General features: G+C 54.3%; 10 protein-coding genes. 6 read left to right on the top strand and 4 right to left on the bottom strand.

The genetic code is table 11. The features are described 5' to 3' along the window. Nucleotides 1-44: 44 nt before the first annotated feature. From betA to ACXAIA_RS08985, 3 genes are all read left to right on the top strand, one after another. Nucleotides 45-1,730 carry a choline dehydrogenase gene (gene betA, locus ACXAIA_RS08995; RefSeq protein WP_475349017.1) on the top strand — a complete coding sequence of 562 codons (1,686 nt, stop codon included), beginning with the start codon at nt 45-47 and terminating at the stop codon, nt 1,728-1,730. A gap of 135 nt (nt 1,731-1,865) precedes the next feature. After that, complete coding sequence (locus ACXAIA_RS08990; RefSeq protein ID WP_475349016.1) at nt 1,866-2,393, top strand: DUF4760 domain-containing protein; 528 nt, start codon at nt 1,866-1,868, stop codon at nt 2,391-2,393. Nucleotides 2,394-3,253: 860 nt separating this feature from the next. Beyond that, nucleotides 3,254-4,570 carry an NAD(P)/FAD-dependent oxidoreductase gene (locus tag ACXAIA_RS08985; protein WP_475349015.1) on the top strand — a complete coding sequence of 439 codons (1,317 nt, stop codon included), beginning with the start codon at nt 3,254-3,256 and terminating at the stop codon, nt 4,568-4,570. A 20-nt stretch (nt 4,571-4,590) separates the two neighbouring features. Here the strand turns inward: ACXAIA_RS08985 and ACXAIA_RS08980 are convergent, their stop codons facing one another. The 4 genes from ACXAIA_RS08980 to ACXAIA_RS08965 form a co-directional block, all read right to left on the bottom strand. Beyond that, nucleotides 4,591-5,337 (bottom strand): cysteine hydrolase family protein, encoded by a 747-nt coding sequence (locus tag ACXAIA_RS08980; protein ID WP_475349014.1) that lies wholly within the window; start codon nt 5,335-5,337, stop codon nt 4,591-4,593. Between the two features lie 356 nt (nt 5,338-5,693). After that, nucleotides 5,694-6,179 (bottom strand): group III truncated hemoglobin, encoded by a 486-nt coding sequence (locus tag ACXAIA_RS08975; protein WP_475349013.1) that lies wholly within the window; start codon nt 6,177-6,179, stop codon nt 5,694-5,696. A 120-nt stretch (nt 6,180-6,299) separates the two neighbouring features. Then, nucleotides 6,300-7,649 carry an NAD(P)/FAD-dependent oxidoreductase gene (locus ACXAIA_RS08970; RefSeq protein ID WP_475349012.1) on the bottom strand — a complete coding sequence of 450 codons (1,350 nt, stop codon included), beginning with the start codon at nt 7,647-7,649 and terminating at the stop codon, nt 6,300-6,302. Nucleotides 7,650-7,769: 120 nt separating this feature from the next. After that, nucleotides 7,770-9,140, bottom strand: a complete 1,371-nt coding sequence (locus ACXAIA_RS08965) for an aspartate aminotransferase family protein (RefSeq protein WP_475349011.1) — start codon at nt 9,138-9,140, stop codon at nt 7,770-7,772. Nucleotides 9,141-9,446: 306 nt separating this feature from the next. Between ACXAIA_RS08965 and ACXAIA_RS08960 the strand changes: the two genes are divergently transcribed. The 3 genes from ACXAIA_RS08960 (at nt 9,447) to ACXAIA_RS08950 (ending at nt 13,010) form a co-directional block, all read left to right on the top strand. Beyond that, entirely contained in the window at nt 9,447-10,829 is a 1,383-nt protein-coding gene (locus ACXAIA_RS08960) for a glutamine synthetase family protein (protein WP_475349010.1), read from the top strand. 42 nt (nt 10,830-10,871) lie between these two features. Further along, nucleotides 10,872-11,420, top strand: coding sequence for a cupin domain-containing protein (locus tag ACXAIA_RS08955; RefSeq protein ID WP_062954488.1), 549 nt, complete (start codon nt 10,872-10,874; stop codon nt 11,418-11,420). Nucleotides 11,421-11,504: 84 nt separating this feature from the next. Continuing rightward, nucleotides 11,505-13,010, top strand: a complete 1,506-nt coding sequence (locus tag ACXAIA_RS08950) for an aldehyde dehydrogenase (protein ID WP_475349009.1) — start codon at nt 11,505-11,507, stop codon at nt 13,008-13,010. The last annotated feature ends 33 nt before the right edge of the window (nt 13,011-13,043 follow it).

Below are 13,043 nucleotides of genomic sequence, written 5' to 3'. Positions count from 1 at the left end.
ACTCACCGGCTGCCCACACAGCACGACCAAACAAGGGATCAGAAATGACGACCCCAACGACCACTGAAAACTATGATTATGTGATTGTCGGATCCGGTTCGGCAGGGGCTGTGCTTGCCAACCGACTGACCGAAGACCCTGAAGTCAAGGTACTGGTTGTCGAAGCCGGACCGAAGGATCATTGGTGGGACTGGCGTATTCATATGCCGACTGCATTGTCCTATCCGATGCAGTCGGAAACCTATAACTGGGCTTATTGGACAACGCCGCAGCCCAACCTCAATAACCGCCGCATGGAAACCCCGCGCGGACGCGTTTATGGCGGTTCAAGCTCGATCAATGGCATGGCCTATGTGCGTGGTCATGCCCTTGATTACAATCGCTGGGCCGAAGAGGACGCAGCACTCAAGGAGTGGGATTATGCGCGCTGCCTGCCATATTTCCGCCGCGCCAATACGCGCAACGAAGACACCGAAGGTGACGAGTATCATGGTGGCGATGGCCCGCTGCATGTGACCACCGGTGCGTGCCAGAACGACTTGCACAAAGCATGGATCAAGGCCGGTCAGCAGGCCGGATATGAATTCACCCCGGATCAGAATGGCTATCGCCAGGAAGGTCTCGGCACCATGGACATGACGGTCTATAAGGGCCGCCGTTGGTCAACCGCACGCGCCTATCTGCATCCGGCGATGAAGCGCCCGAACCTGACAGTTTACCACAAGGCGCTGGCACAAAACGTTGTTTTCGAAGGAAAACGTGCCATTGGTCTCGACTTCACTCATGAAGGTGAGCTCAAGCGTGCGGTCGTTGATCGCGAAGTGATTATCTCGGCTGGTTCGATCAACTCGCCCAAGCTTCTGATGCTGTCGGGCATTGGTCCGGCGGCGCATTTGCGTGAACATGGCATTGATGTTGTCCATGATCTGCCCGGTGTCGGTGAAAACCTTCAGGACCATCTGGAACTGTATGTTCAGATGGAATGCACCAAACCGATCAGCCTCAACAGCAAGCTCGATTGGTGGAACAAGCTCAAGATCGGGGTTGAATGGTATCTGTTCAAAACCGGCCTTGGCGCGACCAACCATTTCGAGGCAGGCGGATTTATCCGTTCCAGGGCGGGCGTGAAACATCCCGATCTGCAATACCACTTCATGCCGGCTGCGATTAACTATAACGGCTCCAAGGCGGCAGAAAAGGATGGCTTCCAGGCCCATATCGGCCCGATGCGTTCCAAGTCGCGCGGCACGGTCCGTCTGGCATCCGCTAATCCGAAGGACCGTCCGATCATTGATCCGAACTATATGAGCCACCCGGAAGATTGGGAAGAAATGCGTGCGTCAGTCCGTCTGACCCGTGAAATCTTTGCTCAGGAAGCCTTTGCCGATCTCAGTGGTGGTGAAATCGCCCCGGGCAAGGATATCCAGACCGATGAGCAGATCGATGCCTGGGTCGCCGATCACGCCGAAAGTGCGTACCACCCGTCCTGTTCGTGCAAGATGGGCAGTGATGAGATGTCAGTGGTGGACGAGAATACCCGTGTACATGGCGTTGAAGGCCTCCGCGTGGTCGACAGTTCAATCATGCCGACAATTGTGACCGGTAACCTTAATGCGCCGACCATCATGGTCGGTGAAAAGGCAGCCGACATTATTCGTGGCAAAACGCCGCTGGCCCCGTCGAATGCACCCTATTTCGTGCATCCGGAATGGGAAACCAAACAGCGGTAGTTGAATTGTGGAAATAGCCAAATCTCTTGCATGAAGGCTCCACCCTGAGGGTGCTAATGGTGGTGACCGCTCTTTTGGGTTGCATTAGGTTGGTCTAAATGTATTCTCTTGGGGCGCGTAATAGGTTGTGGTTGTATGATTGATATAGTCGAGAGAATGGGACCAACAGAGCTGATAGCGGCGTCATCAAATATGATGATAGCGGTAGTACTATTGTTTCTTGCTACGCAAGCCTCAGCTGTTTACCGACGCTATGAACGAAAAGAGCGCATAAAATACGCAATTAGCTTAGTTCAGACTTGGACAGAGCATGACTATATGCGGGTCCTACTGAACGTATATAGTTCTCTGGGTGCGAGGGAGATAGTGTATCTGGAGGCAGAAAGGTACGCAGACCTCTTCGTTAAAAATAGAGAGCATTATCATGCTTTAGTCAGCGTTCTGAATTTCTTTGAACAGGTTGCTCAAGCTGTGGAAGAGGGGGTCGCAGACGATGACGCGGTTGAGCGTTCACTAGGGCCTATTATAGTTGGCGTATACAACGATTTAGAGAAATTTGTGTTCCTAACAAGGGAGCATAATGGCAATCCTCTTGCGTTTCGATCCACGGAACGACTGGTTGGTCGGTGGTCGTTTGGGGCTCATAAGGGGGGGGATGCATGACAGGGGCAACGAGCCTTCCTCAAACGATTCCTGATAATCCCCTCACTGTAGAGCAAAGAGTAATTAGGGAGGTTAAATGCCCCAACCCTAACTGCGAGGAAAAGCTCGATATAACAAACATCAACTACGGTACAAAAATTAAGTGTTTAAGTTGCAATAACGTTACGTGGGCACCTACGTACGAACCAAAGTGGTGGCATAAAATACATCTATACTTAGGTGGGCTTATTCTTAGTTTCGCTGTGGGTATTGGTGCTTCGTTGGCAGCGACTGCGATTTACGAAAAACTCTGGAGCAATGTTGAAAAGTCTGAGGGTGAGCTATCTCCTTTACCCTCTGAAATCGACGGTTAAGAACTTGGTCTACCAGAGACTTTCGAGTCTTGCTCCCACTCAATTATTGGAGCATGGCATATGTACACAAATCCCGTGACATACAGCGCTCAACAAAAAAGTACTGCCATGGAAGAAATCAGTCTGCTTAATTCCGTCATCGGCCCCGTCATGCGCGGACCGTCAAGATTGGCAACATGATGCATCCCAGTCTGCGCTATACGGCGAGTGGCGGCTGTACTGCGACCAAAACATCTATTCGCATTGTCGAAGCGGTCAGTCAAAAGCCATAAGACTCTGATTTTAAAAGTGCTGCAGTGCGAAATTCGCGGAAATAACCGCTGCAGGTATCGCGCTTTGTTGGCCGCTTTACGCAATCCTTAATCTCTTGCTTGGTTGGTATTGGCATAATCGGTGAAAAGTGGGTTTGGGGCCCGAAAATCGGCAGTTTTTCCTTGATAGGGCGCGCGGATTGGGCAGGATAAGCCCACATTCAATGCGCCCCAATAACAAATGTGAGGGTTCCTCATGTTCACCCCGAATTTGCTGACCGCCAATGACCGGGCAGGCCAATATCCTGACTCCTATTACGCCGCGACGGCCAATACGACTGCGTCGTTTACCAAGCTTGAAGGGGATCAGACCTGCGACATTGTGGTGATCGGCGGTGGTTTTACGGGGCTGTCATCGGCACTGCATCTGGCAGAGCGCGGCTATGACGTGATTTTGCTCGAAGCCCATCGCGTTGGCTGGGGTGCGTCTGGGCGTAATGGCGGGCAGGTCGGATCGGGCCAGCGCCGCGAACAGGATGAACTTGAAAAGATGGTCGGGCGCGATGATGCCCGCAAACTTTGGGATATCGCCGAAGAATCCAAGGACATCGTCAAAGCCCTGATCGTCAAGCACGACATCAAGTGCGACTGGAAACCGGGCATCTTGCATGCCGACCATCGTGCGCGCTTTGTCGAAGATACCCATGCCTATGCCGAAAAGCTTCAGACCGAATATGGCTATCAAGATATCCGCTCTGTTGACCGCGCTGAAATGCGCGAGATGGTCGGAACCGAGTTTTATCATGGCGGATCGCTTGATATGGGAGCGGGGCATTTGCATCCGCTGAACTTTGCACTCGGTCTGGCGGATGCCGCACGCGCAGCAGGGGCGCGAATTTTCGAAGAGGCAGTCGTTACCGGCTATGAAAATCATGGGGGCAAGGTCACGGTCAAAACTGCAAATGGTGCAGTTGTGACGGCCAACAAGATGATCCTTGGCTGCAATGGTTATCTTGACGCACTGGAAGATCGGGTGGCGAAACGGGTCATGCCGATCAACAATTTCGTCATCGCCACCGAACCGCTTGGCGATGATCTGGCGCGCGAACTGATCCGCGATGATGTTGCGGTGGCGGATTCAAAGTTCGTGATCAACTACTACCGGCTCAGTGCCGATAAACGCATGCTGTTTGGCGGTGGGGAAACCTATGGCTATACCTTCCCCAAAGACATCAAGGCGTTTGTTTCGCCGCATATGTTGGAGGTCTATCCTCAGCTCAAAGACGTGAAGATTGATTATGGCTGGGGCGGGACATTGGCAATTACCATGAACCGCATGCCGTTTTTCGCCAAGGTTGATGACAACATCTTCACCGCGACCGGCTATTCCGGTCACGGGGTGGCGATGGCGACACTGGCCGGGCAGATCATGGCCGATGCGGTCGTCGGCACCATGGAACGCTTTGATGTGATGGCCAATATCAAAACGCCAGTCTTCCCGGGCGGGAAGATGTTGCGCTTCCCGATGCTGGTTGCCGCCATGCTGTGGTATTCGATCCGCGACAAGCTTTAAGACGACGCCGCAGCCGCGATTTACGCCGTATCGCGCCTGCGGTCTTCGCTTTCACGCGCACGCTCATCAGCGCGATCCGAATTCTCGTCATTGTCGGGGACGGGCGTCGTTGCTGCCACGTCCAATCCGTCTGATGCACCGCGTGCGGTCAGTTTCGATTTGGTTTTCTTCCAGCTGTCAGGTTTGAGGGCCAGCGTCGTGGCATCGCTAAGTGAAACGTCATAGCCGCGGTTCAGGGCGGCCTGCATGGTTGCATTCACGCAGTAATCCCCATCCAGACCGACAATGATCAGCTTGCCAACCTTCTGGCGGTCCAGAACGCGATCAAGTTCCGGCTCGCTAAAGCCGTCGGCGCGGGACTTGACGATGTCATGGTCGATGTCGCCATTCAGGCGCGCGTCAAGATCAAGTCCCTTGGATGTCGGGCTGCCGCGACCATCATTGAGCAGTTTCATCAGGAAGTTCATGTACCAGCCACGGAATGTCTGGCGGATCGAAATCACCGGCGATCCGTTGGCATTGGCGGTTTCCACCAGGCCATTGATCGCGGAAATCAGTTTTTCGACCATATCCGGGGCATAGGCATTCTTGCCGGTCGCGTTGGTGAAATCCTCTTGCAGGTCAACAATCAGAAGCGCGCTATTGGGGCGCTCTGAGAGGTTGATCTTTTTGCCCTTGCTCGGGGTTAGGTGATGGCGATGGCCATAGAGGGTGTAGGCGATTACACCAATCAGCAAAATGACAATAAGAGTGATCACTGACCACATGTGCAGGCTCTCCGTTTCGGCGTCTCAAGTCTCGTCGTGAATGTTTTGGGAAACCGGATCGGGAGACTGAAAGCAAAACGGCTGCTGACGGTTCCATAAAACGCACGGCGTCACCCGAACCAGAAGGGGCAGGGGTGTTACGCCAGATGTATCCGATTTTTTGAATGCCGGGTGCCGCATTGCGGCGCGTCTTTTTGACGTCGCGATCAGTACTGTATTTTCGCAGTCTTCCAGCATTTCCCATAACCAAATGAAATCGCAATCGATTCAATTTGTCAACGTAGCTGACAAAAGGCTGCATGCCCCCGTCTCGGAAGCACGTGGTTAAATAGCCTTGATGACGTAACGTTCGGGGATCAGTTTGGTTCCCAATTTGATACGGGATCATAGCGTTCACCCTTGGACAGGATCACACCATTATGCGCGGCGATGCCGATTTCAAAGCTCGACGCAATGCGAAGCGCACGTTCCATGAAATGCTTGGCAGCCGGTTCATCGCAATATTCCGACAGCGTCTGGGCAAACAGTTGCAGCCAGCGATCAAAATGATGTCGGGTGATTTTAAGCGGCAAGTGCTTTTGCATCGGGCGGCCGTCATAATGTCCGGTCGCAAGTGCAACCGATGACCAGAACATGACCATGCGATCAAGGTGATGGTCCCAGTTATCGACTTTTTCCTCAAACACCGGGCCAAGAAGTTCGTCACCGCGCACCTTGGCGTAAAAGCCATGCACGATGTTCTTGATCATGTCCGTATCAATGCCGGTATCTTCCTTGATGCGGTGCGTTGCGATTTCGCGACGTTCCTTGATTTCGGCAAGGGTTGGCTGTTTTTCGGACATGGGTTTGGGCCTGTTCTGCGCGTCAACTGAAATGGCTTTAAGTCATAAAGCGATCACTCGACATGACATATGTCACTTTATCGTCGAACGCAAACAGATCACTTTGGGGATCAAAACAGATCAGGCAAACCGGTCATGCAGGCCGTAATAGCGATACCCGACCGACCGCGCCACACGGCGCAAGGCCGGCATCGGGAATTTGCCCATCGGGGTGGTCATCACAGCCCCGATATCCTCATCATCACTGATGCCCAGCATCCGTTCCGCCAAAAGCTTGCCACCCAGACTTGCCATCGCAACCCCGTTGCCATGCCAGGCAAGGGCCGTCCAGACATCATGATGCCCCGGAACCCGTCCGATATAAGGCCGCCAGCTTTGTGACAGGCAGGCAAGTCCGTTCCAGTGATGGGTAAAGGCAACATCCTGCCAGGCCGGGAACATGCGTTTGAAGTTATCAAGAAGGTCGCGTTTGCCCGCCGCAAAGGCCTTGGGCGTTGCGGTGATGCCGCCGCGTCCACCAAACAGGAAGCGATTATCGGGAAGCTTGCGGAAATAATGCAGCAGGATGCGGCTATCAAACGCCATCAGATCGCTCGTCCAGCCCTGATTTGCCAACTCGTCCTTGCGAAGCGGGCGGGTAATCAGGATGCCGGAAAAGACCGGCATCAAACGCCCGCCAATCCAGTCCGGCAGGTTTTCCGCGCTATAGCCATTGGTGGCAATAACGATCTTGTTGGCACGGATCTTGGTGTTGCCAGCATGCAGGCGATAGATATCGCCATCTTCCTCGAACCGCTCGATGGTGGCCTGTTCGAATATCCGAACACCGGCACGCACGCATTGTTCATGCAGGCCGGCAACATATTTCATCGGGTTGATGCCAAAGCCCGCTTTGACATGCAAACCGCCATAGGTTTCCGCCGCATTAAGGCCGCGTTCCGTAAGCGCATCACGATCAAGAAACTCGGTCTTGATGTTGGTAAAATGCGCGAGTTCCTTGGCTTCGTGCTTAAGCTCCGCCACTCGATTGGGTTTATGGGCCAGAACCACTTCACCGTTCGAATGGCGATCCGCATCAATGTTCCAGTCGCTCAGACGGCGATCAACCAGATTGATGGCGTCACGTTGGTGATGGGCAAACTGCTTGACCGCGTCATTGCCAAAGGTCTTTGCCAGTGCGCCAAATCCCTTGCCACTGCCGCCCATGCAGCAAAAACCGCCATTGCGCCCGGATGCGCCCCATCCGGAGCGACCGGCGTCAAATACCGCAACGTCCGCACCATTTTTTGCCAGTTCCAAGGCCGCCGACAGGCCGCAATAGCCGCCACCGATAATGGCGATATCGGCTTTAAGCTGACCTTCTTCGGGCAGGGTTTCACAGGCGGGAAGGGGGGATGCGCTTTCCACCCAATAGCTGTCAGGCAGGGTGTCAGTGCGATAGGCGGCGGGTTGATAGATGCGTTTTAGCATGGTGGGCTCTTTTGGGGCGTTGGTCTTATGTGGGGCGGAGTGGTCTTGTCTGTAATCGAAATACCCGGCGATGATAGCTCATGCCGGGTATTTTCTTAAGTCGATGCGATCAAAACCGGATTACATCTTGCCGATTTTCTTCGCGGTCTCGTCAAAGGCGGCACGCGCGCGTTTGATCAGCTCGTCGATTTCTTCCTTGGTGATGCAAAGCGGCGGAGACAGCACCATGCGATCACCGCACGCACGCATAATCACGCCATTGGCAACACAGGCATCACGGCACATGGTGCCGACCGTTCCCGGATTATCAAAACCTTTGCGGGTTTTCTTGTCATCGACCAGCGGCATACCGGCAATCAGGCCGACCGTTTCAACCGCACCGACCAATGGATGGTCTTCAAGGGTTTTAAGCGCCTTGGCAAAATACGGGGCGATCTCGTCCTTGACGCGTTCGACCATTTTTTCTTCGCGCATGATGCGAATGTTTTCAAGCGCCACCGCCGCACAGGCCGGATGACCGGAATAGGTAAAGCCGTGGGTGAATTCACCGCAGTCATTGATCAGGACATCGGCAACGCGATCACCAACCATGACAGCCGAAATCGGCAGGTAACCTGATGACATGCCCTTGGCCATCGGCATCAGGTCCGGCTTAATGCCGAAGGTGTCGCTGCCAAACCATTCGCCGGTACGGCCAAAGCCGCAAATGACTTCATCAGCGATCAGCAGGATGTCGTATTTCTTGCAGATACGCTGAATTTCCGGCCAGTAGGTTGACGGCGGAATGATCACGCCACCGGCACCCTGGATCGGTTCGCCGATAAAGGCGCCAACGCGGTCTGCACCGATTTCCTCGATCTTTTCTTCAAGCTTGCGCGCCGCAATCAGGCCGAATTCTTCCGGGGTGTGGTCGCCACCTTCGCCGTACCAGTACGGCTGATCGATATGCACAATGTCGCGCACCAGCGCACCGCCCTGGGAATGCATGCCCGACATGCCGCCAAGCGACGCACCGGCAACGGTGGAGCCGTGATAGGCGTTCTTGCGGCTGATGATGTGGGTGCGTTCCGGTTTACCCTTAAGGTTCCAGTACTGATGAACCATGCGGACAACGGTGTCGTTCGCTTCCGAGCCGGAGTTGGCATAGAACACATGATTCAGGCCATCAGGCGTGATTTCGGCAAGAACCTTAGAAAGCTCGATCGCCGGGGTGTTCGCGCACTGGAAGAAGTTGTTGTAGTACGGCAGTTCCTGCATCTGCTTGTAGGCGGCTTCTGCCAGTTCCTTGCGGCCATAGCCAATATTCACACACCACAGACCCGCCATGCCATCGAGATAGCGATTGCCGTTGGAATCTTCGATAAAGACGCCTTCGGCACGCGTGATGACGCGGGTGCCACGATTGTTCAGGTCCGCCGTATCGGTGAACGGATGAATGTGGTGAGCCTGATCAATATCTTGCCAATAGGCGGTTTTGTCGAAATTATTCATAACGTCTCCTGACAGCGGGGCTGCTCTGCTTTCGTGCGATATGTTGAACATCTGATGCCAGTGTTCGTTTTTTCGAACACCTTTGCAAGAGGATTTTTCGACAATATTTTTGAGGAATTCAAGGCTGGTTTTTGTTATCCACCGGTTGATATAGCGCATTCAGGTGTGATGGTTTGCTGTTGGCCTGGGAAATTGTGCGTTGCACGATTTGCACGATATATCGAACGAAGGGGCTTGACCGGGGCATTTCGGCGCGGCACGATGCCAAACGATTAAGAACAGGCCTTTTCTGGGAGTATTAAGACGATGAACAAGTCGTTCGTCGAAGACAGTAGGGTAGATGCCCAACGTTTCTTTGAAGAAAATCCGGATGTCGAACTTGTTGAGTTGCTCATTCCCGACATTAACGGCGTGTTTCGCGGCAAGCGAATCAGCAAACAGAAATTCCTTAAAAGCTTTACCGAGGGTGTAACCCTGCCGGGCTCCATGTGCCTGGTCGATATTACCGGTGACAACCCCGAAGGTACGGGCCTTCTTTGGTCGAGCGGTGACCAGGACAATCTGGCAAAACCGATCCCGGGAACCCTGTGCCGTGTGCCATATGGTGAGTTGCCCCTCGCACAGGTGATGATGAGCCTGCATAACCTTGATGGCAGCCGGTTCTTTGCCGATCCGCGCAATGTCTTGCAGGGGGTTGTGGACCGCATGGCGGCTGACGGTTTCTATCCGACCGTTGCGCTTGAACTTGAATTCTATCTCGCCGATCAGAACGAAAAAACCGCCGAACCGCTACCGCCTCAGCCACTCGGCGGCGGGATCGCATCAGATGGTGTGCAGGTTTATGGCCTGCAGCAGATCGAGGATTTTGAAAAAGTCCTGCATGACGCGGTGGCGGAACTCAACCGTCAGGGCATTCCGGCCGATACCATCGTTGCCGAAGCCGGCCCGGGGCAGTTTGAAATCAATCTTGGTCACGTGACTGATCCGATGTTGGCTGCTGATCACGCCATGCAGCTCAAGCGCGTGGTCAAGGGGATCGCTTGGGATCACGGGGTAACCGCGACGTTCATGGCCAAGCCTTATTCCGATCAGGCGGGCAATGGCCTGCATATTCATGTGTCGCTGCGTGACGAGGATGACAACAACGTTCTGTCACCGGTCGGTGACGAGGAAGTCTCGGACAATCTGCGCTTTGCGATTGGCGGGCTGCAGGAAAGCATGTTTGAAAGCATGGCGATCTTTGCGCCCAACCCGAACTCCTTCCGCCGGTTCCAGAACAAGGCCTATGCGCCGATGTCGCCGAACTGGGGCTTGAATAACCGTACGGTTGCCCTTCGTATTCCGGCAGGCAGCCCGAAGGCCGCGCGCGTTGAACACCGTGTATCGGGGGCCGATGCCAACCCGTATCTGGTTCTGGCATGTGTTTTGGCCGGGATGCATCACGGGCTTAAGAACAAGCTTGATCCGGGCGAGCCGACTGTTGGCAATGGCTATGAGCAGCATGGGGGCAAGATTGTCCCGCGCAGCATGATTTCCGCTCTCGACCGGTTTGTCGACGGCGATATCGTCAAGGACTATCTTGGCGAACGCTTTGTCGAAGTCTTTGATATCTGTCGTCGCGCTGAATATGACGAATTCTTCGCCGAGGTGACCCAGCTTGAATATCGCTGGTATCTCGACGCGGTCTAACCAAACAAAACAACAATAAAGTTCAACAGGGAAAAGACGGGAATGTCGCAAAAGGTAGGGGATCGTCTGAAGGCGGTGCGCAGCATGTACGGGCTGTCGCAGCGTGAACTGGCGCGCCGTGCCGGTGTGACAAACAGCACGATCTCGACGATTGAACAGAACCGGGTCAGCCCGTCTGTTGATAGTCTGGCCAAGGTTCTGGCCGGCATTCCCATGAGCTTGATTGATTTCTTCACCATCGATCTCGATACCGGTGAAGAAATCTTTTTCAAGAAAGAAGACCTTGTTGAACTTTCCGACGGGACGATGTCGATGCGTCTTGTCGGGGCATCGCGCAAGGACCGTAACCTGCGCGTGCTCCATGAAACATACCCCGCGGGCGGCGATACCGGTGACAACCTGATTGTCCAGAAGGGCGAGGAAGCCGGTGTTGTGGTGCGCGGCAAGCTTGAGGTCACCGTCGGTGAACGGGTCAAGGTGCTCGGCCCCGGTGACGCCTATTACTTCAATGCGGAAATTCCGCATCGTTTTCGAAATGTCGGTGACGGGGAATGTGAAGTCGTCAGTGCGGCGACGCCTCCGTCATATTGATGACAGATCGTTGGGGCACAATGCCTTTATGCAACGATCAACCTTGAACAATATCCAAACGCGCCATCCGTCAGGAGCCTTACGATGACCAATCAGATGAATTTTGAACAGCTGAGTGCACAGGCCAAAGCCCTTGATTTCCGCAACAAGGCCTTCATCAACGGCGCCTATGTTGATGCGGCCTCGGGCAAGACATTTGATTGCATCAGCCCGCGTGATGGATCGGTCCTGACCAAGGTTGCCGAATGCGACGTCGAAGACGTCAATCGCGCGGTGGCGTCTGCACGTGCCGTGTTTGAAAAAGGCAGCTGGTCGGAAGCCGCACCTGCAAAACGCAAGGCGATCCTGCTTCACTTTGCCGACTTGCTTGAAAAGAACGCGGCCGAGCTGGCCCTGCTTGAAAGCCTTGATATGGGCAAGCCGATCACGCTTGCTGCGCGCGATGACATTCCGCTGTCTTACAAATGCATCCGCTGGTACGCCGAGGCGATCGACAAGATTTATGATGAAATCTCCCCGGCTGGTCCGAATGAAATCGGCATGATCACCCGTGAGCCGCTCGGTGTGGTCGCGGCTGTGGTGCCGTGGAACTTCCCGCTGATGATGGCGGTTTGGAAATTGGGCCCGGCACTGGCGATGGGTAACTCGATCATTCTCAAGCCAGCCGAACAATCGCCGTTGACCGCCCTTCGTGTTGCGGAAATCGCGGTCGAAGCTGGCCTGCCGGAAGGTGTGTTGAACGTTGTTCCGGGCTTTGGTCCGACGGCCGGCAAGGCGCTTGGTCTGCATGAAGATGTTGATTGCGTGACATTCACCGGGTCCGGCGAAGTCGGCAAGCTGTTCCTGCAATATTCCGGTCAGTCGAACATGAAGCGCGTCTGGCTTGAATGCGGTGGCAAAAGCCCGAACATCGTTCTGGCTGATTGCCCGGATATGGATGCGGCGGCAGCGGCTGCTGCGGGCGGTATTTTCTATAACCAGGGCGAGGTTTGCACCGCCGGTTCGCGCCTGATTGTTGAAGAAAGCATCAAGGACGAATTCATCGAGAAAGTCATCGCTGCTGGTGCGAAAATGCAGCCGGGCGACCCGCTGGATCCGCAAAGCCAGATGGGCGCGATTGTCGATGAAAGCCAGATGAACCGCGTTCTTGGTTATATCGAAAAGGGCTCCAGCGAAGGTGGCGTTTTGCGCACTGGGGGCAAGCGCGTTCGCACCGAATCTGGTGGCTATTATGTTGAGCCGACCGTCTTTGATGGCATCAAGAATGACATGACGATCGCCAAGGAAGAGATCTTTGGCCCGGTTCTGTCGGTTATTTCCGTCAAGGACTGGAAAGCAGCTGTTCAGACCGCAAATGATACGCCATATGGTCTGGCCGCTGCTGTCTGGACCAGTGACATCAACAAGGCGCATCTGACCGCGAAGAAACTGCGTTCGGGTCTTGTCTGGGTCAATTGCTGGGACGGCGGATCGATCACCATGCCATTTGGCGGTTACAAACAGTCCGGTACCGGACGTGACCGTTCCTTGCATGCGCTGGACAAATATTGTGAAGTCAAATCAACCTGGATTGCGCTGGGCAACGTTTGAGGAACCGCTTCCTGTTGACTGCTGATGGGCAGC

This window comes from Thalassospira sp. ABL2_045 (assembly GCF_056161285.1).
Note: the sequence above shows the minus strand (reverse complement) of the source record. Positions and strands in the feature narration are given on the sequence as shown.

What these genes read in the sequence shown, in the direction of transcription:
- ACXAIA_RS08950 (WP_475349009.1), top strand. Translation starts at nt 11,505, where the DNA reads ATGACCAATCAGATGAATTTTGAACAGCTGAGTGCACAGGCCAAAGCC.
- ACXAIA_RS08980 (WP_475349014.1), bottom strand. Translation starts at nt 5,337, where the DNA reads ATGTGGTCAGTGATCACTCTTATTGTCATTTTGCTGATTGGTGTAATC.
- ACXAIA_RS08955 (WP_062954488.1), top strand. Translation starts at nt 10,872, where the DNA reads ATGTCGCAAAAGGTAGGGGATCGTCTGAAGGCGGTGCGCAGCATGTAC.
- ACXAIA_RS08960 (WP_475349010.1), top strand. Translation starts at nt 9,447, where the DNA reads ATGAACAAGTCGTTCGTCGAAGACAGTAGGGTAGATGCCCAACGTTTC.
- ACXAIA_RS08990 (WP_475349016.1), top strand. Translation starts at nt 1,866, where the DNA reads ATGATTGATATAGTCGAGAGAATGGGACCAACAGAGCTGATAGCGGCG.
- ACXAIA_RS08965 (WP_475349011.1), bottom strand. Translation starts at nt 9,140, where the DNA reads ATGAATAATTTCGACAAAACCGCCTATTGGCAAGATATTGATCAGGCT.
- ACXAIA_RS08970 (WP_475349012.1), bottom strand. Translation starts at nt 7,649, where the DNA reads ATGCTAAAACGCATCTATCAACCCGCCGCCTATCGCACTGACACCCTG.
- ACXAIA_RS08985 (WP_475349015.1), top strand. Translation starts at nt 3,254, where the DNA reads ATGTTCACCCCGAATTTGCTGACCGCCAATGACCGGGCAGGCCAATAT.
- betA (WP_475349017.1), top strand. Translation starts at nt 45, where the DNA reads ATGACGACCCCAACGACCACTGAAAACTATGATTATGTGATTGTCGGA.
- ACXAIA_RS08975 (WP_475349013.1), bottom strand. Translation starts at nt 6,179, where the DNA reads ATGTCCGAAAAACAGCCAACCCTTGCCGAAATCAAGGAACGTCGCGAA.